The sequence below is a fragment of the Micromonospora sp. NPDC049204 genome (assembly GCF_040647935.1).
In the GTDB taxonomy this organism is placed as follows: domain Bacteria; phylum Actinomycetota; class Actinomycetes; order Mycobacteriales; family Micromonosporaceae; genus Micromonospora.
In genome coordinates this window covers 36199-62983 of record NZ_JBEZDC010000027.1, presented here as the reverse complement: position 1 = coordinate 62983, position 26785 = coordinate 36199, and the positions used below count along the sequence as shown (strand labels likewise).

The following is a 26785-nucleotide window of genomic DNA, read 5'->3' as shown; positions in this document are numbered from 1 at the left end:
GCGATAGCGCATCCCACTCGACGTCAGACAACTCGTAGCGACGACTCACGCCCTACATCATCCGACACCATGATCCTTTGAAGACACTGCCTAGGCGGGTGAACCGCCCCGGTACGCCTGCTCCCCCACCGCCACCAGTCGCGCGCGGTCGGCGGCGTCCCCGAGCAGGCCGCGCAGGCCCGCGGCGTAGGCGGTCGCGGCGGTCACCCCGAGCTGGGCGGCGAAGGCGTACTCGTCGGCCAGGGTGATGTCGAAGATGGCCGGGTCGTCGGTGGACACCGAGCAGGCGACCCCGGCGTCGGTCAGCACGGTCAACGGATGCGGACGGTCCTCGCGGGCCACGCCGAGGCGCAGGTTGGAGGTGGGCGTCACGTCCAACACGACGCCCCGCGCGGCCAACTCGGCGACCAGCTCCGGGTCCTCCACGGCCCGCACCCCGTGCCGGATCCGGACCGCACCCATCGCCAGCACCTCGCGGACCGCCTCCGGCCCGGCCGCCTCGCCCGCGTGCGGCACGAACGGCAGGCCGCCGTCGCGGGCCAGCTCCACCATCCGGCGGTACGGCGTGGTCGGGTACCGCCCCTCGGCACCGGACAGTCCGAAGCCGACCACCCCCTGCCCGGCGAACCGGGTGGCGATGCGGGCCGCGCTCTCGGTGAAGTCGACGTCGTGACCCCGGCAGACCTGCGGGGTCAACCCGATCGACACCCCGTACGACTCGCGGGCCTCGGCCGCCGCGTCGACCAGGGCGGCGAGCAGGTCGGCCCAACCGGACAACCCGAGCCGCTGGTCGGCGTCCACGATCGGTTCCAGGTGGACCGCGCCGTCGCGGGCGGCCTCCGCGGCGTACGCCAGCAGTGCCCGCTGGTAGTCCTGCGGCGTCCGCAGCACCGTGGTCATCGCGTTCCAGGTGGTGATGAAGTCGTACAGGTCGTCGAACCGTCCGGACGTCTCGGCCGGCACCGGGAGGCGATGGCCGTGGGCCAGCGCGGCGAGCAGCGCCGGACGGACCGTCCCCTCCAGGTGGACGTGCAGTTCGATCTTCGGGGTGTGGCGCTGAGCCGGCGTCATCGCGATCCTCGGGGGTGGGCTGAACGGGTGCGCCCAGCCTGTCCCACCCCGACCCGGCTGGCCTCCCCCAGGCGGGGGATCACCACCGGAAAACTGTTCTCGGCCCAAAGCTCCAGGGTAGTCAATTCCGCCCCGATTCACCTCGGTCACATATGACAGTGCGTCGGTACAATCGGCGACTGCCTTGTGACTGATCGCTGACTGCCGATGGTGAAATGGATCACACACACTGAGCCCATGAACAGGAGAGTCAACCGCGGTAAGGCACTCCGCGTCGCGGTGTGTCTTCTTCTGGTGGCGGCGTTGAGTGGCTGCATGCAACTCAACATGGGGCTCACCGTGAACGCCGACGACACGGTCGACGGGCAGTTGCTGCTGACCGCCGAGAAGTCTCTGCTGACCTCGCGAAACAAGAACATCCCGGCAGCCTTCGCGGAGCTACGGCAGAACATTCCGGCCCTGCCGGCGGGCGAAGAGACCCGGTACGAGGACGACAAACTCTTCGGCGCCCAGATCAGTTATCGCAAGGCGCCGCTGGCAGGTTTCGACACGGAGAGCGTAAAACTGGTCCGGGACGGCGACTTGTACCGTTTCACGTTGCCGCTCGATCCGTCGAAATACGGCGGAAAGGTAGCGCAGCAGAATCCGCAGCAACAGCAGGCGTTCCTCAAGCTGATGTCGTTCGAGATCTCGGTGGCATTTCCCGGCCGGGTGATCGACAGCAACGGCACCGTCAACGGCCGCTCGGTCAGCTGGAAGGTCGAACCCAACCAGGACAAGCCGATCGAGCTGCGCGCGGTCGCCGAGGCGCCACCTCGACCGTCCACCTCACCGGTTGCCGCCGGTGACGACGGCGGGATCGGCTGGCCGCTGATCGTCGGCGGCGTACTCCTGCTGCTGCTGCTCGCCGCGGTGGGCGTACTCCTGCTGCGACGCCGGCGGCCGACGGCGCCGGACGCCCCCGGACCGACCTCGCCCGGACCGACACCGCCGGGCCCGCCCGCCGGCGCGCCGGGGCCCGGTTGATCCACCCGGTGGCCGGCTCTGCCGGCCACGCCCGGCCCCGGCCGCCCCGAGACGACGGCGACCGGCCCCGGTGCTCCCACTCGGCAGCACCGGACCTCACCACCACCACATCCCGGTCGCACCATCGCAGAAAAGGGGGATCGTCATGAACGATCTCTTCACCTGGGCAGCCCTGGGCACCATCGCCGGCGCGAGCGCCGCCACCCTCCTGGCCACCAACGTCATCGGCGGGCTGATCGGCCCCAGTGGCGACAAGCTCCGCAAGTGGATCGCCATCGCCATCGCGCTCCTGCTGTCCTACCTCACCGCGGCGTTCGCGGATGAGGTCGGTGGCGAGAAGTGGATCATCGCGTTCTTCAACGCGCTCGTCATCTTCTCCGCCGCGCTCGGCGTCAGCCAGTTCCCGCCCGGCAACCGGCAGGCGACGCCGACCCAACTCGCGAGCGGTCGCGAGCCCAAGATCTTCCGCTCCTGGGTCTGAGGGGTACCGTCATGGTCTTCGGAATTCTCAGCGCGGCGATCCAGGTCATCCTCGGCGCCCTGTTCGGCTTCCTCGCCGGCGGCTCGATCGGACTTCTGGTCGGCGCCGTCGTGGGCCTGCTGGTCGGCGCGGTGTTCGGCTGGGCGGTGGCCTCCGCCGGGGTGTACGCGGCGGACGCCCGCGGCATCTTCCTCTTCGTCGTCGACCACACCTGGAGTCTGCTCAACACGGTCGTCGGCGCCATCTACCTGACCGTGCACCTGGTCTTCGGGCACTCACTGGACCGACCCACCTCGTCGGGCAGCGGCCGGGTCAGCGTGGTGGAGGGGGTCTCGCCCCGCTACGCCACCACCATCGGCACCGTCTGCGCCGGCTCCAGCTCGGGCATCCAACGGCACGAGGACGTGCACATCTTCCAGGGTCGCCTGCTCGGCCCGCTCTACATCCCGCTGGTGCTGGCAAACTACGTGCTGTTCACCATCGCCCCGGTGTGGTTGCTCTACCACGACCACACCAACGCCCCGATCAACCGGTTCACCAGGTACTTCGAGATCGGCGTCTACCCGCACGTGTGGAACGAGGCCATCGCGTACCGGATCCAGGGGACGCCGCCGCGATGACCACCGACGGGCGCGGACCGATCGAGACGGCCACCGCCGAGTTGGCCGCCTGGCTGACCAGTGCCGCGGGGGAACCCGTCCCGGTCGGCCCGCCCCGCACCGGCGGCGACGCCGCCGGGCTCACCCTCTGGCCGCTGGAGCTGCGCCCGGCCCGGCAGACCCGCTCCAGCGGCGTGGTCCGCGAACCGTACCGGTTCACGGTCCGCTACCTGCTCTGCGTGACCGGGCCGGCCGGGTTGCCCCGGCTGGACCGGGTGCTCACCGTCGCGACCCGCGAGGGCAGCTACCCGGTCGTCCTGGAGGCCGGCGATCCGCCACTGTGGGCGGCGTTCGGCGCCGCGCCGCGCCCGGCGCTGCTGATCGACGTACCCGCCCAGGTCGACCACCCGACCCCGGCCGCGCCCCCGGTGCTGCAACCGCTGCGGCTGCGGCACCTGGAGGTACACACTCTCACCGGCCGGGTGGTCGGCCCCGAGGACCAACCCCTCGCCGCGATGCGGGTCGAGCTGTCGGCCACCGGGTCCGCCACCCGCACCGACACCGACGGGCGGTTCCACCTCGTCGGCGTCCCGCACGACCCCGAACACCCGAGCCCGGCCCGGCTGCGGCTGACCGGGCGTGGGCTCGTCCTCACCGCCGACGTCGACCCCGGCGAACCCGACCTCGTCATCGTCTGCGCGCCACCGACCCACTGACGCCCGCCCACCCGCACAGGAGGATCGATGCCCAGCTACTTCTCCCCCGGCATCTATGTCGAGGAGGTCCCCAGCGGCGCCCGACCGATCGGCCCGGCGAGCACCAGCATCGCCGCCTTCGTCGGACTCGCCCCGAACCACGACGCCCACCTGGGTCGGGCGGTGCCGGTCAACAACTGGACGGAGTTCCTGCGGCTCTTCGCCGACGGAGACCGGGTGGAGAGCACCCCGCTGGCCCGAGCGGTCTTCGGCTTCCTGGACAACGGGGGCGCCCGCTGCTGGGTGGTGAACGTCGGCGAGGGCGGCGCGATCACCGGCACCGGGCAGCGACGCGGTGGCCTGCAACTGCTGGAGGCCATCGACGAGATCTCCATCATCGCCGCACCCGGTTTCCACGACGTGGTGTCGCACGAGGCGCTGCTCAGCATGGCCGAGCGGACCCGCACCATGGTCGCCATCTGCGACCCGGCACCGGACATCGACGACATCGCCGCGCTGACCCGGGTCGCGACGCCGTCCACCGGCAAACCCCCCAAACCCGCCGAGGGTACGGGCGGCGGCCCGGCCGGTCCCGGCGGCGGCGGCTCGGCCGGTTCCGGCGGCGGGTCGGCCGGTTCCGGCGGCGGGTCTGCCCAGCCGGGTGGCTCGGGCGGGCACGAGGGGGCGGCGTACCGGCCCCGGCAGTCCGAGTTCGGCGCCTTCTACTACCCCTGGCTGCGCGTGCGCGACCCGATCAGCGGCGAGCTGGAACTGACCCCGCCGAGCGGGCACCTGGCCGGCATCTGGGCCCGCACCGACGCCCTGCGTGGAGTGCACAAGGCACCGGCCAACGAGCCGGTGCGGGGTGCCGTCGACCTGGGCTACCTGGTCACCCGGCCGGAGCACGACGTGCTCAACCCCAAGGGCGTCAACGTGATCCGCTACTTCGCCGGTGAGGGCATCCGGGTCTGGGGCGCCCGTACGCTCGCCGCCGAAGCCAGCGAGTGGCGCTACCTCAACGTCCGGCGACTCAGCATCGCCATCGAACAGGCCATCGCCAACGGCACCCGGTGGATGGTCTTCGAACCCAACGACTTCACCCTCTGGCGCTCGATCCGCCGCGACATCGGGGCGTTCCTCACCCGGGTGTGGCGCGACGGCGCACTGCTCGGGCGCAGCCCGGAGGAGGCGTTCTTCGTCAAGTGCGACGAGGAGACCAACCCGGTCGACGTCCGCGACGCGGGCATGGTGATCGCCCACATCGGCATCGCGGTCGTCAAGCCCGCCGAGTTCGTGGTGTTCAAGCTGAGCCAGTGGGCCGGCGGCACCGAGACCGAGACGATCGGAGGCTGACATGCCCACCACAGCCACCCCGCAGCCCGGCGCCCCGGTCGACCCGTACCGGGCGTACAACTTCCGGCTGCTCATCAACGGCGTCACCAACGGCCACTTCACCGAGATGACCGGGCTGGAGGTGAACATCCCCGGCCAGCCGTACCGGGAGCACGGCCTGGGCCGGATGCGGATGGTGCCCGGCCAGGCCGAGTACGAGCCGGTGACGCTGCACTTCGGCCTCACCGCCTCGCGCGAGCTGTGGGACTGGGTGAACGCCACCGCGCAGGGCACCCTCAACCGCCGCAACGTCTCCGTGGTGCTGCTCGACTCGGTAGGGACCGCCGAGGTGCTGCGGTGGAACCTGATCGACGCCTGGCCCACCCGGTGGCGTGGCGCGCACCTCAACACCCTCAGCCACGAGATCGCCATCGCCTCGTTGACCCTGCGCTACGAGGGTCTGGAGCTGGAGACCGGCGGTGCCACCGCGCCGACACCCGCGTAGCTGGCTGGCCGGCCGGCTGCGCTCGGCTGCCGGGGCGGTGCAGCGCCTCGCCGGGCGGGTCGAGCCCGCCGAGGACCGTGCGCCCGCCGGGCATCGGCCACCCGCCGAGGACCCGACGCCCGCCGAGCACCGGGCGCCACAGCCGTCGCCGGAGACGTCCGGGGCTCCACCGCGCCGCTTCGGGGAGCCACCGCAGCACTGGCTGGACCTGGTCGCCGCCCACGCGCCCGGCCTGCTGCACGACCTGGACCTCGACCGGCCCGCCGCCGCACCGACGGAGGGGCGCGATGACCCGACCGGCGGCTCCGGCTCCGGCTCCGGCTCCGACTCCGGCTTCGGCTTCGGCGATCGAGTCGATAGCGGCGGACCGGACCGGTGGACCGCGGTGACGCGACCACCTCGGGCCGCCGGGGAGGATGCCTGGTTGCCTGATGACCCGGCGGGTCGTCGTGCCCCTGGCATGGTGGACCGTCATGCGCCCGGCACGGGTGGTGGGCACGGCCGCGGAGCCAGCGTGAGCGGCCCGGACCCGGACGCGCACTCCTACCGGCGTGACCGCCCGGCGTTTGCCACACCGGGCACGGTGGGTGACGACGGCACGGTCGGGCACGACGGCACGGTGGACGTGGCGTACGGCGTCAACGGGCCGGAGGCGGTGAGCGGGGTGGCAAGGCCGGACGGGTCGCGGTCGACGGGCGCGACCGGGTCGACGGGCGCGTCGAGGGCAGACGACAGGTCCGGCGGCCCACGGATGGGTGGCACCAGGCCCCGGGGCGGCAACGATGCCTCCGCCGTCGCAGTGATCGCCAACGCGCCCCTCACACCGGGTGCGGGCCGACGTTCGCCAGGCCGGCTGCTGGACGCTTGGCGCCTGCGCACAGCCCGACGGGGCGCGGCGCCAGGACCGGCGCCGGATGACATTCCGGCCACCGACACGAAGGAGCGGCCCCGACTCGGAGAGCCAACCACCCCGGCCAATCCTCGCCTCCGCACCTACCCTGCCGAGATCTTGGAAGATTTCGGCCCCTCCAGGGGCACTTTCCTTCCAAGGTCTACAACCGACTCCGCCGATGTCGGCGGGGCGAGGCCGGACCGGGCGGCAGCTCGGGACGGGCGATCAGCCGTCGGCGGGACGGCTGACGGTGGGGCGGTAGCCCACGGTGGGGCGGCAGCCAGCGGTGGGACGACGGCTGGCGGCGGTCTCTGGCCGGCCCTGCCCGACGAGCGGGCACGGTCGGGGCAGCAGGTTGGTGATCGGGATGGTCAGCGCTCCGTAGCCCGCTACGGTCCGGCCGCCGGTGTGGCCTGGATCGGCTCGGCGCGCCGCGATCCGGGTGCGCAAGGGCTGGAGAGCGCCGCCGACGCGACGGCGTTCGACAGGTGGCCGGCGCTGCCCGACGACACCGCGCTGTGGACGGTCGCCGGTACGGCGCTGGACAACGCTCAGCTGACCCGGCTGGACCGGGAACAGGCGGGTGGCTGATGGAACGCGTCGCCTTCCTCATCGACTCCTCCGGCGAGCGCGTCGACTGCCTGCTGAATCCGGAGACGGTGCAGGTGACCCGGCTCGCCGGCGTACGCCAGCGGGGTGCCGGCGACGGGCAGCTCACCGGGTCCGGGCTGGCCGACGACCCGCTGGTCTTCACCGGCGGCGGCCGGACCGAACTGGTGCTCGACCTGCTCTTCGACGTCGACTTCGTCCAGGCGCCGACCCGTCCGGCCGACGTACGGGTGCTCACCCGTCCCCTGTGGATGCTCGCGGAGAACTCGGCCGCCGAGCATGGCTGGCTGCGTCCGCCGCTGGTCCGGCTGGTGTGGGGAAAGACCTGGAACGTGCCCGGTGTGATCATCGCGGTGGCGGAGCGGTTCGACGCGTTCACCGGCACCGGCTCGCCCCGGCGTTCCTGGCTGCGGCTGAAGCTGGTCCGCGCCGCCGAGACGGCCGACCAGGCCGAGGCGGGATTCGCCGAGGAGTTGGCCGCGGCCAGCACCCCGACCGCCGCGCCGGGCAGCGCGGTGATCGCCGCCGGCGACGGCGCGGCCGAGCCGGGCCGTTCCGGTGTGCGCTTCGACCTGCTGGCCAACGACGCGCTCGGCTCGCCGCTGCGCTGGCGCCTGCTGGCCGAGCACAACCGGATCACCGACCCCCTCGCCGTACCGGCCGGCACCACGCTCGCCGTGCCCCCCGCGGCCGGCGTCCGCGCCGGCGGCGTCCCGGGAAGCGGATCGACGGTCGCCGGTGTGCTGGCCGGGATGGCGCAGGCGGTGGCCGGCGCGCTGAGCACCGGCCCCGGCAGCACCGCAGCTGTCGCCTCCGACGGGCGCGGCAACCCCGGGGGTACGCCGTGACAAGCGTCGCGCCCCGGGCCTTGCTCGTCCTGCTCGACGGCGCCGAGCTGACCGGCGCGGTTCGTCAGCGGATCCGCTCGCTGCGGGTGGCGGCACGGCTGGACCAGCCCACGCAGGCGGAGCTCGTGCTCGCCACCTCCGTCGGCGTCGGCGCGTTCGACCCGGCGGTACGCCCCGGCACGGCGCTCGACATCCGACTCGCCGACCACGCCGACGCCCTGTTCAGCGGGGAGGTCACCGCCGTGGAGGTCGAGTACGCCGCCGACGGTACGGCGGTGCTGCGGCTGCGGGCGTACGACCGGCTGCACCGGCTGCGCAAGCGGCAGGGGTTGCGGGTGTTCACCTCGGTGACCGCCGTCGACCTGGCCCGGGAACTGTGCGGCGCGGTGGGGCTCGAGGTGACCGCCGAGGTCGACGGGCCCCGGTTGGACCGGCTGTCGCAGCACCGGCACAGTGATCTGGAGTTGCTGTGCGAGGTGGCCGGCCGGGCCGGGCTGCACCTGGCCGCCGACGGTGACGGGGTCCGGTTGGTCACCCTCGCGGGCTACGGGGAGCCGGTCGCGCTGACCCTCGGCGCGGACGTGCACACCCTGCGCCTGTCCACGAACGCCGACCAGGCCAGCGGTGCCAGTGCCGCGTTGGGCTGGCACCCGCAGCGGGCCGAGGTGATCAGCCAGCAGGCCGACGAGGCACGGTGTGGCCGGCCGGCGTACGACCGACCGGACCCGGCCGACGTGGGTGCCGACGGGGTTCGCACCGCCGTCGACCAGCCGGGGCGCAGCGACGACGAGTTGGCGGCGCTGGCCCAGGCGCGACTGGACACCCGCGGGGCCACGCTGGTCACCGCCGAGGGGGTGGCCGAGGGTGATCCGGCGCTGCGACCGGGCCGACGGATCGACCTGAGCGGTGTGCCCGAGCCGGTCGCCGGGGCGTACGTGCTGACCGAGGTGGTGCACACCGTGGACGGCAACGGACACCTGACCCGGTTCTCCACCGTGCCGCCGGTCGCCCCACCGACCCCGGCCGGCGGTGCGGTCGTCACCCTGGGCACGGTCACCGACGTCGCCGACCCCGACGGGTTGGGCCGGGTCCGGCTGACCCTGCCGGCGTACGGGGACCTGGACGCCGGCTGGCTCGCCGTGCTCTGCCCCGGCGCGGGGCGGGGCAAGGGACTGGTGGCGCTGCCGGATCCGGACGACAGCGTGCTGGTGGTGCTGCCCGGTGGCGAGCCGGCCTCGGGGATCGTGCTCGGTTCGCTGTTCGGCGCCGTCGAGCCGTACGACGCGGGCATCGACGACGGGAAGGCGCGGCGCTGGACGCTGCGCACCGCCGGCGGGCAGTCGATCGTCGTCGACGACGTGCGGCGCAGCCTGCGGCTGGGCACCGAGGACGGCAGCTATCTGGAACTGACCCCCGACCTGGCCACGCTGCACGCGGCATCCGACCTGGTGATCTCCGCGCCCGGCCGGGCCATGGTGGTCCGCGCCCGCAGCGTGGACTTCCTGCGCGCCGAGTCGACCGAGGACCCGACCACCGCGGCGCGGCAGGCCCGAACGCTTGCCCGCGCCCACCACGAAGGAGGCGGCTGATGCGCTGGATCCACCGTGACTCCGTGATCACCTGCGATCACGACGGCCGCGTCGAGAACCGACCCTCGCAGCAGTGGGTGACCGTCACCGGCGTACCTGTGCTTGTCGACGACGACCCGCAGGGGCGCGACATCACGGCCTGTCCCAACTACGGCCCGACGATCAAGCCGTGCGGCAAGACCCTCAGCGTGCGGGTCGGCTACAGCGACTGGCTGCGGGTCGACGGGCACCGGGTGGTGCTGTCGCACCTGGAGGGGTTCACCGACGGCACCCCACCGGGGCTGGTCCACCACACGGTGCGTGACCCGGGTCAGGGGTTCCTCGGGGCGGACCGGTGAGGGCCTTCCGCTTCGTCGGGGCCGGCTTCGACGCCGGGCGCGGAGGCGGCCTGGCACTCACCGCGGCCGGCGGCCTGGCGATGACCGAGGGCGACGAGAGCGTACGGCAGGCGCTGTTCCTGCTCCTGTCGACCACGCCGGGCGAGCGGCTGATGCGACCCGGGTACGGGTCCCGGTTGCACCGACTCGTCTTCGCGCCCAACGACGACACCACGGCCGGCCTGGCCATCCACTACGTCCGGCAGGCCATCGCCCGGTGGGAGCCACGGGTCGAGGTGATCGACGTGGACGCCGGGCCGGATCCGGACGACGCGTGGCGGCTGGTGATCCGGCTGGACTACCGGGTGCGCGCCAGCCTGACGCCCGGGCAGCTGGTCCTGTCCGTGGACCTGCTTCCCGCCGACGAACCCGCGCAGGGAGGACCGTCATGACGTTGCCCGTGCCGCACCTGGACGATCGCGGTTTCCTCGACCTCGTCACCGAGGCCCGGGAACGGATCCGGCAGTCCTGCCCGGCGTGGACCGACCTGTCGGCGCACGACCCCGGGATGGCCCTGGTGGAGGCGTTCGCCCACCTGACCGAGGTGATGATCTACCGGTTGAACCAGTTGCCGGACAAGGCGTACGTCTCGTTTCTGAACCTGCTCGGGGTCACCCGGCACGCACCCACCGCGGCCTGGGCGGACGTCCGGTTCACCCGCAGCGGCAGCGACCGGGCGGCCATCCGGATCCCGGCGGGTCTGCGGGTCGCGGCGGCGCGCGGCGCGGATCCCCGGCCGGTCGTCTTCGTCACCACCGAGCCGACGCTGCTGCCCGCCGACGAGACGTCGGTGACGGTGCGGATGCACCACTGCGAACTCGTCGAGGCGGAGTTGCTCGGCGTGGGCACCGGCCAGCCGGGGCAGGTGCTGCGGGCCGCGCACGCGCCGTTGGCGCACACCGCCGAGACGCTGGACCTGCTGCTCGGCGTGGAGGTGCCGGCCGGCACCGTGGAGTTGGGCGCGGCGGCCCGGGAGCACGACGGCCGTACGTTCGAGATCTGGCGGCCGGTGGACAGCTTCGCCGGGCTCGGCCCGCAGGCCAAGGCGTACCTGGTGGACCGTTGCTCGGGCACCGTCACCTTCGCCCCGGCCCTGGACCTGCGACCGCCGGCCGCGCCCGGCGACCCCGCACCACCCGGCCCGGCGCCGGTGACGGTGGCGGCGGTGCCGCCGGCCGGGCGGCAGGTCCGGCTCTGGTACCGCGCCGGCGGCGGCCCCACCGGCAACGTGGCGGCGGGCACGCTGACCAGCCTGCGCGACCCGCTGCCCGGGGTACGCGTGGACAACCCCGCCCCGGCGGCCGGCGGCCGGGAGGTGGAGGCGTTGGAGTCGGTGCTGCTGCGCGGCCCGTACGAGTTCTTCGCCCAGCAACGGGCGGTCACCGCCCGCGACTTCGAGGTCCTCGCCACCAGCTCCGGGGCGGTGGCACGGGCGCGGGCGTTCACCCGCGCGGCGGTGTACAGCTTCGCCCGGCCCGGTGAGGTCGAGGTGGTGCTGGTGCCGTACGTGCCGCCGACGGCCCGCCCCGGTGGCCGGTTGCCGGTGACCGTGCTGCGCGAGCACGAGGTGCCCGAGGCGCGTCGCCGGGTGGAGGCGGACCTGGAGGAACGCCGGATGGTCGGCATCCGGTCCCGGGCCACCTGGGCCCGGTTCAAGGCGGTGTCGGTCCGGGCCCGGGTGGTGGTCCGCCGGGAGGAGGACGTGGACGCGGTACGCCGCCGGATCCACGACCGGCTGCACCAGACGTTGAGTCCGCTGCCGACCCCGCTCAACCCGACCGGCTGGCCGTTCGGTGAGCCGCTGCGGGCGTCGAACGTGTACCGACTGCTGGAGCACGCCGAGCCCGGTGTGCGCTACGTCGAGTCGGTCCGGTTCGTGGTCGACGAGGCCCCCGACGCGGGGGTACGCGCCCTCGCCGTCGACCAGTACCAGCCGCGCACCTGGTACGCCGGGCGCGGCCCGGTGCTGTTCCGCTCCAGCAACGGCGGCGCGGGCTGGGAGCCGGCCGGCCGGTTCGACGACGAGACGGTGCTGCGGGTGGCGCCCGCTCCCGCGCCGGTGCGGCCGGGCATCGTCGCGCGCCCCGGCTCGGTGGCCGTGGTGACGCTGCGGTCGTCCGGCGGCTCCCGGGTGCACCTGAGCACCGACCTGGGCGAGACCTGGTCGCTGCTCACCGACCTGGACGCGCGGATCTCCGACGTGGCCTGGCTGGACCGCGACGGCGCGGGCGCGCTCCTGGTGGCCACCGACACCGGCCTGTACGAGGTGTCGTTGCTGCCCGGGGCGGTGCCGTTGCAGATCCTGGTCGACCCGTCCGACGCCGACCGGGGGTTCTACGCGGTGCGCGCGTTCGTCTCGGAGCGGGGCGCGCCGGGGGTGGCGGTGGCCGCGCAGGCCAGCTTCGGGGTGTACCTGTCGACCGCCGGCGGCCGACCGGGCAGCTTCACGCACGTGGGCCTGGCCAACGTGGACAACCGGGTGCTCGCCGTGCAGTACGACGGCCCGGCGACCCTGCTGTGGAGCGGCGCGGGCGAGCCGGACCCGAAGAAGCCGGGACAGGGTTGCCACCGCACCCGGTTGTTCGAGTCCGACGTGAAGTGGCAGCCGGTGCAGTCCGGCTGGGTCGGCGGCACGTGCCGCGACCTGGCGTTCGCCGGCCAGCTCGCGGTTGCGGCGACGCAGAGCGGCGGGGTGCTGCGGCTGGACACCCTGGGCGCGCAGCCGCAGTGGCAGTCGGTGTCGGTCAACTGCGGGTTGCCGCTGCGCGACCGGACCCGGTTCGTGCCGGTGGACGCCATCGCGGTGGGCGGTGCGACGGGCGGCGGCCCCGCCGGCGGCGGAGCGGGCGGCCCGGCGGAGCGGCTGCTCCTGGCCGGCGGCGAACGCGGCGTGCACCGCAGCGCCAACGCGGTGGACTGGACGCCCAGCGCCAACCAGGCCACCGCCGACGTGGTGACCGTCCCGGATACCTGGCTGCTCTGCTCCGGCGAGCACGACATCGAGGTGGTGCGCCAGGATGCGACGTTCGGCGATTGAACGGCTGCTGCCCGCCGCCTACCAGCGGGCCTGTGTGCCCGGCAGTGTGCTCTGGGCGCTGCTGGACGTGATGGAGGGGCTGCACGCCCCGGACGAGGCGATCCTCGCCGAGGTGGACGCCCTGTTCGACCCGTACCGGGCGCCGGACGGGCTGGTCGTGCGGTTGACCCGCTGGGTGGCGATGGACCACGTGGTCGCCTCACCCCGGCCGGACGCGCCCCTGCCGCTGCCGGTGGGACGACTGCGCGACCTGGTGGCCAACGCCGCCCTGCTGGCCCGGTGGCGCGGCACCCCGTACGGCATGCGGCGGGCCCTGGAGCTGGCCACCGGTCTGCCGGGCTTCGCGATCGACGAGCCGACCGAACGGCCCTTCCACGTCGTGGTGCGGGTCCCGGCCGCCGCCGCCGGCCAACTCGCCGTGATCACCCGCATCGTCGAGGCGGAGAAACCCGCCTCGACCACCGTCGAGATCGTCCTGGAAGAGGAGTCGTCATGACCACCGAATGGGCGGTCGTCGCCGCCGCCGAGCAGTTCACCCTCGACCCGCGCAACAGCGGCGAGCTGACCTTCACCGTCTCCAACCCGGGCGCCGCACCGGACACGGTGGTGTTCGACGTGGCGCCCGGTGACGGCTCCCAGCGGGCGTGGTTCACCGTCGCCGAGCCACAGCGGGTGGTGCAGGGGCAGGGCTCGGTGTCGTTCCTGGTCACCCTCGCCGTGCCCGCGGGCACCCCACCTCGACGCTACGACATGACCGGGTTCGCGTACTCGGCGAACACCGCGCCGGAGGAGAGCTCCCGGTCCAGCGGTCGGGTCACCTACGAGGTACGGGCGGTCGCGCCACCTCGGCGTACTCCCTGGTTGTGGATCGCCGCAGCGGCGGCGTTGGTGCTGGTGGTGGTGGCCGTGGGGGTGGTCCTGCTGACCCGCGACGGCGCGCCGGATCCCGGCGAGCCGCGGGTGGTCACCGTCGAGGCGGAGAGCCTGGTGGACGCCGCGGTCATCACGTCGCCGCAGAAGACCAAGGCGGCCGTGGGCGCGCAGCCCAACTGCTGCGCGGTGACCTGGTCCGGGGACAAGCAGCTCTTCTTCACCGGGTTGGCGATCGGCGATCAGGTCACCGTGACGGTGCAGATCCCGGCCGACGGCACCTGGCGCTTCGCGACGGTGCGCACCACCTCGTTCGACTACGCCAACACCGTCTTCACCATCGACGGCAACCAGGTCGGCGGCACGTTCCTCGGCTTCACGCCGACGACGCAGAAGACGGAGTTCCTGGACGTCGGCACCGTCCAGCTCAGCAAGGGGGCACACCAGGTCACGCTGCTGGTGGTGGGCAAGACGCAGGGCACCAACCGCTACTTCGCGGGTGTCGACCTGATCCGGTTCAGCGAGGTCGTCGCACCGGCCGCCGCGCGATGAGTGGCCGGCAGAAGGCGCTGCTGGGGCTGCTCGCCGTGCTGCTCGTGGCGCTGTTCGTGGTCGCGGTCGGCGTGGGCGGCGACGACCGGGGTGATCCGGGTGCCCGGCACGGGTTGGTCGACCGGCTGGGCGTGCTGGGCGGGGAGCGCGCGGCGGTGGATCCGGCCACGGTCGACGCCGACTGCGCCGACCAGACGGGCCGGTTGACGTTCTCCGGCAGGTGCGTGGTGCGGGTCGCCGATCCGGGTGGGCTGCGCACCCTGGTGCTGCGCAGCGCGGCACGGTTCACGGTCGTCGCGCCGGCGCCCGGCGACGCCGACCTCACCATCCGCGACGAGGTCGAGCCGGCGCCCGACGGCACCGGCGCGGTGGCGAAGGTCGCTGTCGACGAGGCCACCGAGGTGGGCCTGATCTGCCCCGGCCTCGGTGGTTGCACGGTCGTCGTGGCCACGTCCTGACCCGGATCGTCCCGGTCGGGTCCTGACCCTGATCGTCGCGGCCACTGTTGATCCTGATCGTCGCGGCCACGTGTTGAGCTGAGAGGAAGGTGCCGCCGTGGGTGACCTGCGCAAGCCGTTCCTGCTGCTGGCGATGCTCGCCATCGTCCTGGCGATCGGTGTGGAGCTGGGCGCCGGGCTGCTGCTGGGCGGCGCCGACGCCGGCGCGGCCCTCGCCGACAGCGCCGGCGCGCTGGAGGTGGATCTCGACGACGTGTCCGGGGTCAGTGAGCCATCCGGCCGGGGCACCGGCTATCTGGCGTTGATCGACGCGGTGGCGGTCTGGAGCACCGGGCTGTTCTGCCTGGGCATGCTGCTGCCCGAACGCGTCCAGGGCCGGGTGCAGGGCGTCGCCAGCCTGATCTTCTCGATCATCCTGATCATCGTCGGACTGGTCGCGCTGGTCATCGCGTTCGTGGAGCTGTCCATCATGGTGTCGCTGTTTCTGGCGGTCCCGTTCGGGACGATCGCGTACCTGGCGCTGTGGGGGTTCTTCCCGGTCGGCGAGGCGGCGCTGCTGCTGGGGCTGGTGCTGCTGCTCAAGCTGGTGTGGGCCGGGCTGTTGGTGCTGGCCCAGCCGCGCTTCCTGCAGAACAAGGGCCTCGTCCTGCTGATCTTCACCACCCTGCTGTGCACTGTCGTCCTGGAGTTCCTGCACCACCTGGTGCCGGTGATCCTGGTCAGCATCGTCGACGACGTGGCGGCACTGGTCTTCGCGGTGATCGCGATCATCTGGGGGCTGGTGCTGCTGATCGGGTCGATCCCGGCGATCGTGAAGGCCATCCGGGTGACGGCCGCCCTGCCGGCCCGACGCCCACCCCGGTGATCCCAACGCCCACCCCGGCGTGTCGTGCCGCCAACTCCATGATCGACGAGGTGGCGCGGCGGCCGGTCACTCCACCTTGGTCAGGAGGGGCTTGCCCTTCTCCACCACGTAGGTGGCCAGCTCCACAGCGATGCCGTCGCCCACGTTGCGGGCCTGGTGGTGGACGCCGTACGGCACGGTCAGCGCATCACCGGCGTTGCACACCACCGGCGGCTGGCCTTCGAGCGTGTACTCCAGAGACCCCTGAAGAACGCAGATGATCTCCTCGCCGGGATGGAAGTGCTTGAACGGCGGCGAGTCCGGCGTGAACTCCACCCGACTCTGGACGACCTCCCGTCCGGGGATGCTGAGATCGTGTTTCTGCAGATCGACGCGCCACAGTCCGGGCGCCCCCTGCACCGCCGTCGGACTGATGCCCTCCGGTCGATCCTCTCCGCTCATCACGGCCCCCTGTACGCCGTCGTACCGACGGCACCCGCTCCGGTTGGCATGTCGGCTCGAGGATAAGGGGCCGCCGACAGGTCGGGGGCGAGGATGCCGAACGAGGGAGCTTCAGTGCGGTGAGCTGGGGTGATCCGTCGCGCCGGTCGGGATGCGCTGACCTGCGGGGCAGTGCGGGTCCGGGCCGTCCGGTACGGCCAGGGAACGTGCGGATCGGGCGTACGGCCCCGGACCGGTCGAGTCGCGGATGACCAGGTCGGTCGGGAGCATGACCCGCGCGGTGGTACGACGGACGCCGAGCGCCGGGCCGGCACCGGGTCCCCGCGCGCCGCGTGGTGACTCGACGCCCTGTTGCAACAGCATGTCGACGGCCGTCCGGCCGGCGGCCCCGGTGGGTGTGGCCACCGTCGTCAGTTTGGGGCGGGTGAGCCGGCTCAGGGTGATGTCGTCGACCCCGACGACGCTCACCTCCTGCGGCACCCGCACCCCGAGCGCGTCCAGCCCTTCGATGAGGCCGATCGCCATCAGGTCGTTGTAGGCGAGCACGGCCGACACTCCGCTGCGTCGCACCTGCTCGGCGACGGCGGCGCCGCCGACCTCGGTGGGCGCGTTCGGGCCGAGCACGGTCAGCTCCGCGCCGCCGGCGCGGGCGGCCGTACCGGCGGCGCGGCGCATCTCCCGGTTGGTCCACGAGTTGCGCGGGCCGCCGAGCAGCGCGATGCCGCGGTGCCCCAGGCCGACCAGGTGCTCGATCGCCGAGCGGGCGCCCTGCCCGATGTCCATCAGCACGCAGGGCAGGCCGGTCACCTGGCGGTTCACCACCACCATCGGCACCTCGCGGCTGAGCTGCTCGATCAGGCTGTTGCTCATCCGCGGGCTGCACAGCAGCACCCCGTCCACCTGCTTGGCCAGCGCGTGGACCAACTCCTCCTCGGCGGTCGGGTCCTCGTTGGTGTCGGCCACGAAGACGTGGTAGTCGCGGTGTCGGGCCTGAGACTCCGCCGCCTTGATCAGCGGCGGGAAGTACGGGTTCGCGATGTCCGCGATGATCAGCCCGAGGTTGTGCGTCCGCCCGGTGATCAGGGCTCGGGCGGCGCGGTTCGGCCGGTAACCCAGGTCCTCCGCGCAGGTCAGCACACGGACCCGGGTGTCCGGGTTGACCAGGTGCGGGGCGGAGAAGGTGCGGGACACGGTGGAGATGTGCACACCGGACGCCCGGGCGACGTCCCGGATGGTGACGGGCACGGCTGACCCTTCGTCCGAGGTGGCGGCGGTGCCGTGGGTGTGGCCATTAATGCAAACGGTTGCAGCATTGTCAATTGTCGATAGTCGCGGGGGTTGCGCAGCACGGACACGCCGATCCGTGATCCGCGGCCGTACGAAATCGGTGATCGCCGTCGGTTGACGCAGTCGCATTGATCGTGATTACTTCATTGCAAACCTTTGCAGGATCACCGGGAGGCGACCGCAGGTCACCGAGAGCCGGCGGCCGGGTGACCCGTCGCGTTCGACCACGCCAACCGGTCCAGGTCGCCGACCTGCTCACTCCCGCTGACCAGGAGACGAGGAGCCCCTCCCCGTGCCGACGTTCGACCACACCGACCTGCTCCTGCCGCCCGAACCGGGCCAACGCGCGCTGGCCCGGGAGCTGTACGTCCTGGCGGCGGAGCAGCCCATCATCTCGCCGCACGGGCACGTCGACCCGGCCCTGCTCGCCGAGGATCGGCCCTTCCCGGACCCGGCGCGGTTGCTCATCGTGCCCGACCACTACCTGACGAGGATGCTGCTCAGTCAGGGCGTCCCCCCGTCCGACCTGGGTGTGCCCACCCGCGACGGCAGCCCGGTGGAGACCGACGGGCGGGTGATCTGGCGGCGCTTCGCCGCACACTGGCACCTGTTCCGGGGCACCCCGTCGCGGCTCTGGTTGGAGCAGACCTTCCGCACCGTGTTCGGGGTGCACACCGCGTTCGGCCCGGCCACCGCCGACGAGATCTACGACGAGATCGCGGCCCGGCTCGCCGAGCCGGACTTCCGGCCCCGGGCGCTGTTCGAGCGGTTCGGCATCGAGGTCCTCGCCACCACCGAGTCGCCACTTGACGACCTGAGCCAGCACGCCACACTCGCCGCCGACGGCTGGGGCGGGCCGGGCGGCCGGGTGGTCACCACCTTCCGCCCGGACGACGTGGTGGACATGGAGTACGACGGCTGGGCGACGAACGTGGACCGGCTCGGCGAGCGGGCCGGCGAGGACACCGGCACGTACGCCGGCTACCTGGCCGCCCTGCGGACCCGACGGGCCGCGTTCATCGCCGCCGGGGCGACTTCCACCGACCACGGCCATCCCACCGCGCGCACCCTGAACCTGACGCCGACCGAGGCCGAGCGGCTCTACGACCGGGGCCGGCGCGGCGAGGCGAACGCCGCCAACGCGGAGGCGTTCCGGGCGCACATGCTGATGGAGTTCGCCCGGATGTCGCTCGACGATGGCCTGGTCATGCAGCTGCACCCCGGCGCGGTGCGCAACCACAACAGGTGGCTGCACGCCCGGCACGGTCGTGACGTGGGCGGCGACATCCCGCAGGCCACCGAGTACGTGCACGCGCTCGCCCCGCTGCTGGAGCGCTACGGCAACGACCCGCGGCTGCGGCTGGTGCTCTACACCCTCGACGAGGACACCTTCACCCGCGAGTTGGCGCCCCTCGCGGGCGGGTACGCCGCGGTGCTGCTCGGCGCGCCCTGGTGGTTCCTGGACTCCCCCGAGGTGCTGCGCCGGTTCCGGGAGACGGTCACCGAGACCGCCGGCTTCTACAACACCACCGGGTTCGTCGACGACACCCGGGCGTTCTGCTCCATCCCGGTCCGTCACGACGTGGCCCGTCGGGTGGACGCCGGCTTCCTGGCCCGGCTGGTCGCCGAGCACCGGCTGCCGATGGACGAGGCCGCCGAGACCATCGTCGACCTGGCGTACCGGCTGCCCAAGCGGGTCTTCAACTTCGGAAAGGTGGAGCGGTGAGCATCACCATCACCTCCGTCGAGGTGCACGACGTGCGGTTCCCGACCGCCGCGCGGGGCGACGGCTCCGACGCGGTCAACCGGGGCGACTACTCCGCGACGTACGTGGAGTTGGGCACCGACGCCGGCCCGACCGGCGCGGGGTTCACCTTCACCAACGGCCGGGGCAACGAGATCACCTGCGCGGCGGTCCGCGCCCTTGCCCACCACGTCCAGGGCCGCACCATCGAGGAGATCACGGCCGAGCCGGTCGCGTTCTGGCGCTCGCTCAGCGCCGACGTGCAACTGCGGTGGCTCGGTCCCGAGAAGGGCGTCATCCACATGGCGACCGGCGCGCTTGTCAACGCGGTGTGGGACCTGCGGGCCACCCTCGCCGGCAAGCCGATGTGGCGGTTCCTCGCCGAGCTGCCCACCGACGACCTCGTGGCCAGCGTCGACTTCAAGCACATCACCGACGCGCTCACCCCGGACGAGGCGGCCGCCATCCTGGACGAAGGACGCGACGGGCTGGCCGACCGGTTGGCCACCCTCGAACGCGACGGCTTCGCGTCGTACACCACCTCGGTCGGCTGGCTCGGCTACGCGGACGACAAGGTGCGGGCGCTGACCCGGCAGGCGTACGCCGACGGCTGGCGGGCGATGAAGATGAAGGTCGGCGGCCCGCTCGCCGACGACCTGCGGCGGGCCCGGATCATCCGGGAGGAGATCGGCCCGGACGCGCTGCTGATGATGGACGCCAACCAGGTCTGGGACGTGGACGAGGCGATCACCGCGATGGCCACCCTCGCGGAGGTGGATCCGTACTGGATCGAGGAGCCGACCCACGCCGACGACATCCTCGGCCACGCCCGGATCGCCCGCGCGGTCACCGAGCTGACCGGTGGCCGGTGCCGGGTCGCCACCGGCGAGGTGGCTGCCAACCGGGTGATCTTCAAGCAGTTGCTCCAGGCGGAGGCGATCGGCGTGATGCAGGTCGACGCCTGCCGGGTCGGCGGCGTCGACGAGGTCCTCGCCGAGTTGCTGCTGGCGGCGAAGTTCGGGGTGCCGGTCTGCCCGCACGCCGGTGGGGTCGGCCTCTGCGAGTACGTCCAACACCTGGCGATCTTCGACTACCTGCGGGTGGGCACCGGCCTGGAGGGGCGGATGATCGAGTACGTCGACCACCTGCACGAGCACTTCGTCGACCCGGTCCGCACCCGCGGTGGCCGCTATCTGCTGCCCGAGCGGCCCGGTTACAGCGCCACCATGAAGCCGGCGTCGATCGCCGAGTTCCGCTTCCCGGACGGCCCGGAATGGCGATGACCGTCGGCGCCCGACTCGGCCTGGGCGTGCTGCGCCGACTGCCCGCCGAGGCCCGCCCGCTGATTCGGCCGGGCACGGTCCCGACCGGCGTCGTCCACCTGGGTGTGGGCGCGTTCCACCGGGCGCACCAGGCCGTCTTCACCGAGGCGGCGGTCGGCGCGGCCGGCGGTGACTGGGGCATCGTGGCCGTCGCTCCGCGCAGCACCGCCGTGGTCGAGGCGCTCGCCGCGCAGGACAACCTGTTCAGTGTCAGCACCCTCTCCGCCGCGGGCAGCGGCACCCGGGTGGTGGGCGCTCTCAGCGGCGTACTCCACGCTCCCCGCGACCCGCAGGCGGTGGTCGCGCTGCTCGCCGACCCGGCGGTGCGGGTGGTGACGCTGACCGTCACCGAGAAGGCGTACCAGCTCGACCCGGTGACCGGCCAACTGTCCCCGGACGCGGCGCTCGCCGCCGACCTGGCCGGCGGCCGACCGCCGACCACCGTGCCGGGGTTGCTGCTGCGCGGGCTGGCCGCGCGGGCCGCCGCGGACGCCGGACCGGTGGCCCTGGTCAGCTGCGACAACCTGCCGGCCAACGGCCGACGCCTGCGCGGCATGCTCGACCAGACGGTCGGCCGAGCCGCTCAGGTGCCCGCCGGGCTGGTCGAGTGGGTGGCCGGCAACGTCACCTGCCCGGGCACCATGGTGGACCGGATCGTGCCGGCCAGCACGCCGGAGACGATCGAGGCGGCCCGCCGGGCGCTCGGCGTGACCGACCTGGCCGCGGTCGCCGCCGAGCCGTACGCGCAGTGGGTGATCGAGGACGACTTCCCCGGCGGTCGGCCGGGCTGGGAGCAGGCCGGCGCGGTCCTCACCGACGACGCCGGCTCGTGGGAGCGGCTGAAGCTGCGCACCCTCAACGGTGTGCACTCGGCCATCGCGTACCTGGGTGCGCTGGCCGGGCGGGAAACCATCGCCGACGCGCTGGAGATCCCGCACCTGGCCGACGTGCTGCGCCGGCTGATCGCCGAGGACGTCGCGGCCAGCCTCACCCCACCGGACGGCGTCCGGGTGGTCGACTACGGCGAGCAGGTCCTCGCCCGGTTCGGTAACCCGGCGATCCACCACCGCACCCTCCAGGTCGCGGTGGACGGCTCGCAGAAGCTGCCGCAACGGGTCCTGCACACCATCGCCGACCTGCGCGCGGCCGGCCGGTCCGCGCGCTGGAGCGCGCTGGTCGTGGCGTCCTGGTTGCGCTTCGCGCTGGGGTACGCCGACGACGGCCGACCGTTGCCGTTGCAGGACCCGCTGGCCGGGCCGATCCGGGCCGCCCTGGACGCCGGCGCGCACACCCCGGCCGGCGCGGTGGACGCCGTCTTCGCGCTCCGCGAGATCTTGCCAGCGGAGGTGGCCGACGACGACGAGGTCCGCGCCGAGGTGATCGCCTGGCTGACCGCGCTGGGACGCCACGGTGTCGAGGCGACCCTGGCCGGCGCCCGGTGAGGTGGCCGGTCGGCGAGCGCGCGCCAACCGGCCGTGGCGTTGTCGCGAGATGTCGGGTCGGGTCGGCGACGTACGGGCTCATCGACGTGGGGAAGATCGGCTATAAGTGACGCATGGACTTCCCGCCGCACCTGGGCAGCATGCCGATGCACGCGATCACCGAGATCCACGGCGAACCGGGCCTGCTGGAGCGCTTCCGGTTGGAGGTCCAGCAGTTCGACGACGCCGCCCGCGAGCGGTTGACCGCCGCGCTCGACCTCGCCGCCGAGTTGCACCGCGACGACCGGCGCGTCCGGGAGCCGTACCTCAACCACCTGCTGCGGGTGGCGATCCGGTTGATGCACCACTACCAGGTGCGCGACGTGGACGTGATCGTCGCCGGTCTGCTGCACGACGCGGTCGAGGACCATCCGGTCGAGCTGGCCGGCGGCGACGCGGGCGCCGACCCGACCGCGGCCGCGCTGGCCGCGCTCGCCGCGCGGTTCGGGACGCGCGTCGCGACGCTCGTCGCCGCCGTCACCAACCCGGTGTACGACCCCGAGCGGGACCGCAACACGCAGTACCGGGAGCACCTGGCGGTCAGCCTGGACCGCGAGCCCTGGGCCCGGGTGATCAAGGTGTCGGACTTCACCGACAACGGCGTCGGGGTGATCCACACGGTCGGGCCGAAGGTCGTGTCGTCGGCCCGGAAGTACCGGCCGCTGGTGCCGCTCTTCCGGGACCTGATCGGCCGGCCGGACACACCGTTGTCGGCGGTGGTGAAGAGGCACATCTTCGGCCAGCTCGACCTCGCCGAGGAGCGGTTCAGCGCCATCCTGGACCAGCCCGCGCGCCCCAACTGAGCTGCCGCTTCCTCACCCGACCGGGTTCTGTGACAACTTCTCGGATCTTTACCGCCGCCTGCGGCATTACGGTGGTTTTGCGTCAGTTGAGAGGCAAAAGTCCTCTCGATCGAAGTTCTGGCGTAACCCCGATCGAGAGGACTCGGACCATGCGCGACCTTTCTCGTCGCGACCTGCTCAAGGCGACGGCCGTCGGCGCCGGAGCGGTCGCCATCCCCGGAGTGATTGCCGGCAGTTCGGCGTTGGCGGCGGCGGACGGCCCGTCCTTTGGCGGGGAGAAGTTCCCGCCCGCCACGTTGACCGGCCGGATCGTCCGTCCCCAGAGCCCCAACTACGCGGAGGCGAGCCTCGGCTGGGACGAGTTGTTCGTGCGCTACCCGCTGGTGATCGTCTTCGCCCAGGAGACCCAGGACGTCGTCAACGCCCTCACCTGGGCCCGGCAGCACGACGTCGCGCTGCGGGTGCGCAGCGGCCGGCACAGCCTGGAAGGCTGGTCGAACGTCGACAACGGCATCGTGATCGACGTCAGTGAGCTGAAGGACGTCGACATCAACACCGCCAGCCGCACGGCGAAGCTCGGCGCGGGGCTCACCCAGTCCGAGGCGGTCGCCGCACTCGGGGAGTACGACCTCGCGGCGACGACCGGAGGCGAGGGGACCGTCGGCCTGTCCGGTGCGACCCTCGGGGGCGGTCTCGGTTTCCTCACCCGCTACATCGGCATGGCCTGCGACAACCTGATCGGCGTGGAGATCGTCGTCGCGGCGGGGGCCGACGGCGCGAAGGTGCTCCACGTGGACCCGTGGAACCACGCGGACCTGCTCTGGGCGCTGCGCGGCGCCGGAAACGGCAACTTCGGAATCGTCACGTCCCTGACCTACCAGGTGGCTCCGCTGGAGAGCGTCGCCTACCTGCAGGTGACCTGGCCGGGCCTCGACAACCTGCACGACGTCTTCGACACCTGGCAGCACACCGGACCGTTCGCCGACCCTCGTCTCGGCACCCAGGTCGAGGTCCACCCGGACGAGATCCTGCTGTTCGCGGTGCTCGCCGAGGGGTCGGAGACCGAGGCGAGAAGACTGCTCGAGCCGCTCCTCTCGATCGGCAACCCCGAGGTCGTCGTGCGAATCGGCGGCTGGGCCGAGACGTACGCCGGGTTCCAGATCCCGACCGACGAAGATCCGGCGAAGTGGAAGTTCTACTCGCAGTTCACCAGGGAGTTCTTCCCGGCGGAGGCGATCAGCATCGTCCGCCGGTTCATGGAGAAGGCCCCGTCGCCGGACAGCAACTTCTTCGCCCAGGCCTTCGGCCGGGGAGCCCAACGACAGGAGCCCTTCGGCGGCGCGGCGTTCCCGCACCGCGACGCGCTCTTCTACTCCGAGCCCGGCGCGGGCTGGGGCACTCGCGGCGAGCCGGACAGCGACGACGCCGTCACCCCGATCGCCCAGGCCTGGATCGCCGAGTTCAGCCTGGCGATGCGGCCCTACGTGGACGGCGCCTACGTCAACGTGCCGAACATCGGCATGGCGGAGTGGGAGGAGGCCTACTGGGGTCGCAACTTCCCGCGGCTGCGCAAGATCAAGGCAAAGTACGACCCGCACAACGTCTTCCAGTACGAGCAGAGCATCCCGCCCGCGACCCACTGACCTGGACGGCCGGCGGCGAGGGTGACCCCCACCCGCGCCGCCGGCCGCTTCCAACCGCGCCCAGCCCCACGTCGGGATGCGAGTTCCCACCGGTCAAGGGGACTAGGCATGACGCAGGACGACGCGCAGCGGGTGCGGGGCGGTGGTGGCCAGGTCGCCCAACACGGCGAGCAGCAGGACGTACTGACCAGCCGGCTCGTCGGCGAGCAACTCACCGGCGTCGTCGATCAGCAGGGTGAGCGGACCGGCGTCCAGCCGGTCCCGAAGCACGTCGGCGAGGGCGTCCCAGGTGCCACCCAGGTGAGCGGGCAGGGTCAGCGCGTCGGCCAACGCGGCGAAGAGCGCGGGCCTGGTCCGGGTCGTCGCGCCGGCCAGCACCGACGCGCCGCGCACCTCCGGGCACCCGTCCCGGCACACGGTCAACCACCGGTCGTCGTCCGGAGCGACCATCACGTACCTCCCTCGTCTCACCGGTGCCGGCCGGGTCGGACCGGCCGGCACCGGGGGCTGTCAGAGCCGGTAGAAGTCGCTGTAGTGGTTCGGCGAGAACCAGGTGACCCCGGTGCTGCGGTTCACCACGATCCGGTACGCGTCCCGCGCGGCGCCCTGAGTGCGGGGGTAGACGTCGTACTCGTGGTAGGTGGCGTTGGTGGGCAGTTGACCCTCGTAGTTGTAGAACCGGCCGCCGGCGAAGTTGGAGGTGCCACCGCTCCAGGAATACCAGCCACGGCTGGTCGGAAAACCCTTGGCGGACCAGCCGGAGCGGGCGGTGCGGGCGTCCGCGCAGCGGCTGATGGTGCAGGAGCTGTAGACCGCCGCCGAGGCGGAGTCGGTCAACCGGGGGGTGACCACGGACGGACCGACCAGCGCGGCGGCGACCATGGCGAGGAGCAGGGTGAGTGTGGTGGTACGCCGGCGGATCGCGCCGAGCGTGGCCAGCGGGGACACGGGGGTGGACACAGGCTGCCTCCAGACCATCCAGTCCATCGATCCACATGATTGTCGGATCGGGTCCAGTCTCGCCGCTACCGTCCGGCGGTAACACCCCTGGGCACCTCAACTGCTCCACAATGCTCGGTGAACGCCGGATGATCCTCTCCCCGCGGCACCCACGGCGCTTCCCGACGGTGCCGGCCACCGAGGTCGAAAGCCCGGCAGTGACGCGTGGCGTGCCAGCGGGACGGTCCGGTTCGCACCGGTATGCGACGGCGTGGCGACGGGCAAATCCGTCACCGGTTGTTAGCGTGAAACGCGGAACCGTGACCGTGGAGGGGTGCCATGACGGACGCCCCGGACGGGAGGCCAAGGCCGGCGGACCAGTGGCGGCACCGGGGCGTTCGAGGGCTGACCATCGCCCGCGACGCGAGTGTCCGCGGTTGGCGGTGGTGGGCACGAAGCTGGGATCGACTGGTCGCGGCGCTCCAGGACGAGGCGCCCGTCGGATCTGGCGCCGCACCCGCGCCGTCCGGCCCGCTCGTCGAACAACGCGACGTGCCCCGGCTGATCGCGGTCCCGGCCCGCGGGTACGTGTACTCGTTCTACATCCGCGCCACCTTCGCCTGGTCGTCACCGGCGAGCATGCGGGCCGAGGTGCTGAGCTGGTACGTGCAGTACTTCCAGCCCAACGCCATCCAGCGGCTGACCCGGCTCGCCTCCGACGCCGCCCGGGACCTCCCGCCGCACCGGGCCGGGGACCTGGAGTTGGCGTTGCAAGAGGCGCTCGCCGAGGATCCCCAGTGGCACTACCAGCGGGGTGACATCGTCATCACCTGCCGCCCCGACGCCGCCGTCCGGCTCGACGAGCGCATCATGCCGGCGCTCCAGCCGCACGTCGACCGGCTGGTGGAGCTGGAGTACCAGTTCGACGAGCAGCTCCGCAAAGCCCGGTACGCCGAGGAGGTGAGCCGCCAGTGGGCGACGCTCCTGAGCGACCACGCCGAAGACCAGGACATCGCCGACGCCCGCGACCACATGCTCACCGCGCAGAGGGATGCCGCCCGCTGGATCACCGAACTCCTCCGCCGCCACTCCGAGCACCCGACAGACTCGATGAGCGCGCCCCCGATCCCGCCGCAACAGAGCCGCCCCACCGAGCCCTAGCAGCGGCCCTCCGCCCCCGGAGAAAGAGCACGAGTGAGGAAATACCCCCGATCTCCCGGGCGCGGGTCCGCTACCCACAGGTGATTGGCAAGGTGCAGACGGGCGAGGTCGAGGGACTTCCGCCGATTCTTGGCGTTGAATCTCGGCGCGCCATAGAC

Annotated in this window: 27 protein-coding genes; 22 read left to right on the top strand and 5 right to left on the bottom strand. The window is 72.6% G+C overall.

Features of this window, described 5'->3' with window-relative positions:
* Window positions 1-90 precede the first annotated feature (90 nt).
* Window positions 91-1071, bottom strand: a complete 981-nt coding sequence (locus tag AB0A90_RS33255; RefSeq protein WP_357255692.1) for an adenosine deaminase family protein — start codon at window positions 1069-1071, stop codon at window positions 91-93.
* A 237-nt stretch (window positions 1072-1308) separates the two neighbouring features.
* On the opposite strand from AB0A90_RS33255, the gene AB0A90_RS33250 reads away from it, so the two are divergent.
* From AB0A90_RS33250 to AB0A90_RS33175, 16 genes are all read left to right on the top strand, one after another.
* The gene (locus AB0A90_RS33250) at window positions 1309-2097 is read left to right on the top strand and encodes a DUF3153 domain-containing protein (protein ID WP_357255690.1); all 789 of its coding nucleotides are present in this window, start codon (window positions 1309-1311) and stop codon (window positions 2095-2097) included.
* A gap of 145 nt (window positions 2098-2242) precedes the next feature.
* Complete coding sequence (locus AB0A90_RS33245; protein ID WP_357255689.1) at window positions 2243-2578, top strand: hypothetical protein; 336 nt, start codon at window positions 2243-2245, stop codon at window positions 2576-2578.
* An 11-nt stretch (window positions 2579-2589) separates the two neighbouring features.
* A complete protein-coding gene (locus tag AB0A90_RS33240; RefSeq protein ID WP_357255687.1) occupies window positions 2590-3198 on the top strand; it encodes a glycine zipper family protein in 609 nt (202 codons plus the stop codon).
* Window positions 3195-3893 carry a carboxypeptidase-like regulatory domain-containing protein gene (locus AB0A90_RS33235; protein ID WP_357255685.1) on the top strand — a complete coding sequence of 233 codons (699 nt, stop codon included), beginning with the start codon at window positions 3195-3197 and terminating at the stop codon, window positions 3891-3893. Before AB0A90_RS33240 ends, AB0A90_RS33235 begins: the two co-directional genes overlap by 4 nt.
* Window positions 3894-3920: 27 nt before the next feature.
* On the top strand, window positions 3921-5225 hold the full coding sequence (locus tag AB0A90_RS33230) for a phage tail sheath subtilisin-like domain-containing protein (protein ID WP_357255683.1): 1305 nt from the start codon (window positions 3921-3923) through the stop codon (window positions 5223-5225).
* A gap of 1 nt (window position 5226) precedes the next feature.
* Window positions 5227-5709 carry a phage tail protein gene (locus tag AB0A90_RS33225; protein WP_030327509.1) on the top strand — a complete coding sequence of 161 codons (483 nt, stop codon included), beginning with the start codon at window positions 5227-5229 and terminating at the stop codon, window positions 5707-5709.
* Window positions 5684-7192, top strand: coding sequence for a hypothetical protein (locus tag AB0A90_RS33220; protein WP_357255681.1), 1509 nt, complete (start codon window positions 5684-5686; stop codon window positions 7190-7192). The genes AB0A90_RS33225 and AB0A90_RS33220 overlap by 26 nt, the downstream gene beginning before the upstream one ends.
* Window positions 7192-8058, top strand: a complete 867-nt coding sequence (locus AB0A90_RS33215; RefSeq protein WP_357255680.1) for a hypothetical protein — start codon at window positions 7192-7194, stop codon at window positions 8056-8058. The genes AB0A90_RS33220 and AB0A90_RS33215 overlap by 1 nt, the downstream gene beginning before the upstream one ends.
* The gene (locus AB0A90_RS33210) at window positions 8055-9647 is read left to right on the top strand and encodes a phage baseplate assembly protein V (RefSeq protein WP_357255678.1); all 1593 of its coding nucleotides are present in this window, start codon (window positions 8055-8057) and stop codon (window positions 9645-9647) included. Before AB0A90_RS33215 ends, AB0A90_RS33210 begins: the two co-directional genes overlap by 4 nt.
* Window positions 9647-9985 (top strand): hypothetical protein, encoded by a 339-nt coding sequence (locus AB0A90_RS33205; protein WP_357255676.1) that lies wholly within the window; start codon window positions 9647-9649, stop codon window positions 9983-9985. Before AB0A90_RS33210 ends, AB0A90_RS33205 begins: the two co-directional genes overlap by 1 nt.
* On the top strand, window positions 9982-10416 hold the full coding sequence (locus AB0A90_RS33200) for a GPW/gp25 family protein (protein ID WP_357255674.1): 435 nt from the start codon (window positions 9982-9984) through the stop codon (window positions 10414-10416). Before AB0A90_RS33205 ends, AB0A90_RS33200 begins: the two co-directional genes overlap by 4 nt.
* Window positions 10413-13061, top strand: a complete 2649-nt coding sequence (locus tag AB0A90_RS33195; protein ID WP_357255672.1) for a putative baseplate assembly protein — start codon at window positions 10413-10415, stop codon at window positions 13059-13061. Before AB0A90_RS33200 ends, AB0A90_RS33195 begins: the two co-directional genes overlap by 4 nt.
* Window positions 13042-13557 carry a phage tail protein gene (locus AB0A90_RS33190; protein ID WP_357255670.1) on the top strand — a complete coding sequence of 172 codons (516 nt, stop codon included), beginning with the start codon at window positions 13042-13044 and terminating at the stop codon, window positions 13555-13557. Before AB0A90_RS33195 ends, AB0A90_RS33190 begins: the two co-directional genes overlap by 20 nt.
* The gene (locus tag AB0A90_RS33185; protein ID WP_357255668.1) at window positions 13554-14483 is read left to right on the top strand and encodes a hypothetical protein; all 930 of its coding nucleotides are present in this window, start codon (window positions 13554-13556) and stop codon (window positions 14481-14483) included. The genes AB0A90_RS33190 and AB0A90_RS33185 overlap by 4 nt, the downstream gene beginning before the upstream one ends.
* Complete coding sequence (locus tag AB0A90_RS33180) at window positions 14480-14941, top strand: hypothetical protein (protein WP_357255667.1); 462 nt, start codon at window positions 14480-14482, stop codon at window positions 14939-14941. Before AB0A90_RS33185 ends, AB0A90_RS33180 begins: the two co-directional genes overlap by 4 nt.
* Window positions 14942-15038: 97 nt before the next feature.
* A complete protein-coding gene (locus AB0A90_RS33175; protein WP_357255666.1) occupies window positions 15039-15806 on the top strand; it encodes a hypothetical protein in 768 nt (255 codons plus the stop codon).
* Between the two features lie 66 nt (window positions 15807-15872).
* On the opposite strand, the gene AB0A90_RS33170 is transcribed toward AB0A90_RS33175, so the two are convergent.
* Together AB0A90_RS33170 and AB0A90_RS33165 are read right to left on the bottom strand one after the other, a co-directional pair.
* Window positions 15873-16247, bottom strand: coding sequence for a cupin domain-containing protein (locus tag AB0A90_RS33170; protein WP_357255664.1), 375 nt, complete (start codon window positions 16245-16247; stop codon window positions 15873-15875).
* Window positions 16248-16358: 111 nt separating this feature from the next.
* Complete coding sequence (locus AB0A90_RS33165; RefSeq protein WP_357255662.1) at window positions 16359-17492, bottom strand: LacI family DNA-binding transcriptional regulator; 1134 nt, start codon at window positions 17490-17492, stop codon at window positions 16359-16361.
* Window positions 17493-17826: 334 nt separating this feature from the next.
* Between AB0A90_RS33165 and uxaC the strand changes: the two genes are divergently transcribed.
* The 5 genes from uxaC to AB0A90_RS33140 all read left to right on the top strand — a co-directional run bounded on the left by uxaC (window position 17827) and on the right by AB0A90_RS33140 (window position 24527).
* On the top strand, window positions 17827-19260 hold the full coding sequence (gene uxaC, locus AB0A90_RS33160; protein WP_357255660.1) for a glucuronate isomerase: 1434 nt from the start codon (window positions 17827-17829) through the stop codon (window positions 19258-19260).
* Window positions 19257-20561, top strand: coding sequence for an enolase C-terminal domain-like protein (locus tag AB0A90_RS33155; RefSeq protein WP_357255657.1), 1305 nt, complete (start codon window positions 19257-19259; stop codon window positions 20559-20561). The genes uxaC and AB0A90_RS33155 overlap by 4 nt, the downstream gene beginning before the upstream one ends.
* The gene (locus AB0A90_RS33150; protein WP_357255656.1) at window positions 20552-22042 is read left to right on the top strand and encodes a mannitol dehydrogenase family protein; all 1491 of its coding nucleotides are present in this window, start codon (window positions 20552-20554) and stop codon (window positions 22040-22042) included. The genes AB0A90_RS33155 and AB0A90_RS33150 overlap by 10 nt, the downstream gene beginning before the upstream one ends.
* Before the next feature lie 113 nt (window positions 22043-22155).
* A complete protein-coding gene (locus AB0A90_RS33145) occupies window positions 22156-22884 on the top strand; it encodes an HD domain-containing protein (RefSeq protein ID WP_357255654.1) in 729 nt (242 codons plus the stop codon).
* Between the two features lie 149 nt (window positions 22885-23033).
* Window positions 23034-24527 (top strand): FAD-binding oxidoreductase, encoded by a 1494-nt coding sequence (locus tag AB0A90_RS33140; RefSeq protein WP_357255652.1) that lies wholly within the window; start codon window positions 23034-23036, stop codon window positions 24525-24527.
* A 102-nt stretch (window positions 24528-24629) separates the two neighbouring features.
* On the opposite strand, the gene AB0A90_RS33135 is transcribed toward AB0A90_RS33140, so the two are convergent.
* A complete protein-coding gene (locus tag AB0A90_RS33135) occupies window positions 24630-24977 on the bottom strand; it encodes a barstar family protein (protein ID WP_357255650.1) in 348 nt (115 codons plus the stop codon).
* Window positions 24978-25037: 60 nt separating this feature from the next.
* Entirely contained in the window at window positions 25038-25409 is a 372-nt protein-coding gene (locus AB0A90_RS33130) for a ribonuclease domain-containing protein (protein WP_357255697.1), read from the bottom strand.
* Window positions 25410-25805: 396 nt separating this feature from the next.
* Here AB0A90_RS33130 and AB0A90_RS33125 point away from each other — a divergent pair, with 396 nt between their 5' ends.
* Entirely contained in the window at window positions 25806-26627 is an 822-nt protein-coding gene (locus AB0A90_RS33125) for a hypothetical protein (RefSeq protein WP_357255648.1), read from the top strand.
* Window positions 26628-26785 lie beyond the last annotated feature (158 nt).

Bases quoted from the DNA above. Each gene is read 5' to 3' on its own strand.
- AB0A90_RS33255 (WP_357255692.1), bottom strand. From the start codon at position 1,071: ATGACGCCGGCTCAGCGCCACACCCCGAAGATCGAACTGCACGTCCAC.
- AB0A90_RS33250 (WP_357255690.1), top strand. From the start codon at position 1,309: ATGAACAGGAGAGTCAACCGCGGTAAGGCACTCCGCGTCGCGGTGTGT.
- AB0A90_RS33245 (WP_357255689.1), top strand. From the start codon at position 2,243: ATGAACGATCTCTTCACCTGGGCAGCCCTGGGCACCATCGCCGGCGCG.
- AB0A90_RS33240 (WP_357255687.1), top strand. From the start codon at position 2,590: ATGGTCTTCGGAATTCTCAGCGCGGCGATCCAGGTCATCCTCGGCGCC.
- AB0A90_RS33235 (WP_357255685.1), top strand. From the start codon at position 3,195: ATGACCACCGACGGGCGCGGACCGATCGAGACGGCCACCGCCGAGTTG.
- AB0A90_RS33230 (WP_357255683.1), top strand. From the start codon at position 3,921: ATGCCCAGCTACTTCTCCCCCGGCATCTATGTCGAGGAGGTCCCCAGC.
- AB0A90_RS33225 (WP_030327509.1), top strand. From the start codon at position 5,227: ATGCCCACCACAGCCACCCCGCAGCCCGGCGCCCCGGTCGACCCGTAC.
- AB0A90_RS33215 (WP_357255680.1), top strand. From the start codon at position 7,192: ATGGAACGCGTCGCCTTCCTCATCGACTCCTCCGGCGAGCGCGTCGAC.
- AB0A90_RS33205 (WP_357255676.1), top strand. From the start codon at position 9,647: ATGCGCTGGATCCACCGTGACTCCGTGATCACCTGCGATCACGACGGC.
- AB0A90_RS33195 (WP_357255672.1), top strand. From the start codon at position 10,413: ATGACGTTGCCCGTGCCGCACCTGGACGATCGCGGTTTCCTCGACCTC.
- AB0A90_RS33190 (WP_357255670.1), top strand. From the start codon at position 13,042: ATGCGACGTTCGGCGATTGAACGGCTGCTGCCCGCCGCCTACCAGCGG.
- AB0A90_RS33185 (WP_357255668.1), top strand. From the start codon at position 13,554: ATGACCACCGAATGGGCGGTCGTCGCCGCCGCCGAGCAGTTCACCCTC.
- AB0A90_RS33180 (WP_357255667.1), top strand. From the start codon at position 14,480: ATGAGTGGCCGGCAGAAGGCGCTGCTGGGGCTGCTCGCCGTGCTGCTC.
- AB0A90_RS33170 (WP_357255664.1), bottom strand. From the start codon at position 16,247: ATGAGCGGAGAGGATCGACCGGAGGGCATCAGTCCGACGGCGGTGCAG.
- AB0A90_RS33150 (WP_357255656.1), top strand. From the start codon at position 20,552: ATGGCGATGACCGTCGGCGCCCGACTCGGCCTGGGCGTGCTGCGCCGA.
- AB0A90_RS33145 (WP_357255654.1), top strand. From the start codon at position 22,156: ATGGACTTCCCGCCGCACCTGGGCAGCATGCCGATGCACGCGATCACC.
- AB0A90_RS33140 (WP_357255652.1), top strand. From the start codon at position 23,034: ATGCGCGACCTTTCTCGTCGCGACCTGCTCAAGGCGACGGCCGTCGGC.
- AB0A90_RS33135 (WP_357255650.1), bottom strand. From the start codon at position 24,977: ATGGTCGCTCCGGACGACGACCGGTGGTTGACCGTGTGCCGGGACGGG.
- AB0A90_RS33130 (WP_357255697.1), bottom strand. From the start codon at position 25,409: ATGGTCGCCGCCGCGCTGGTCGGTCCGTCCGTGGTCACCCCCCGGTTG.
- AB0A90_RS33125 (WP_357255648.1), top strand. From the start codon at position 25,806: ATGACGGACGCCCCGGACGGGAGGCCAAGGCCGGCGGACCAGTGGCGG.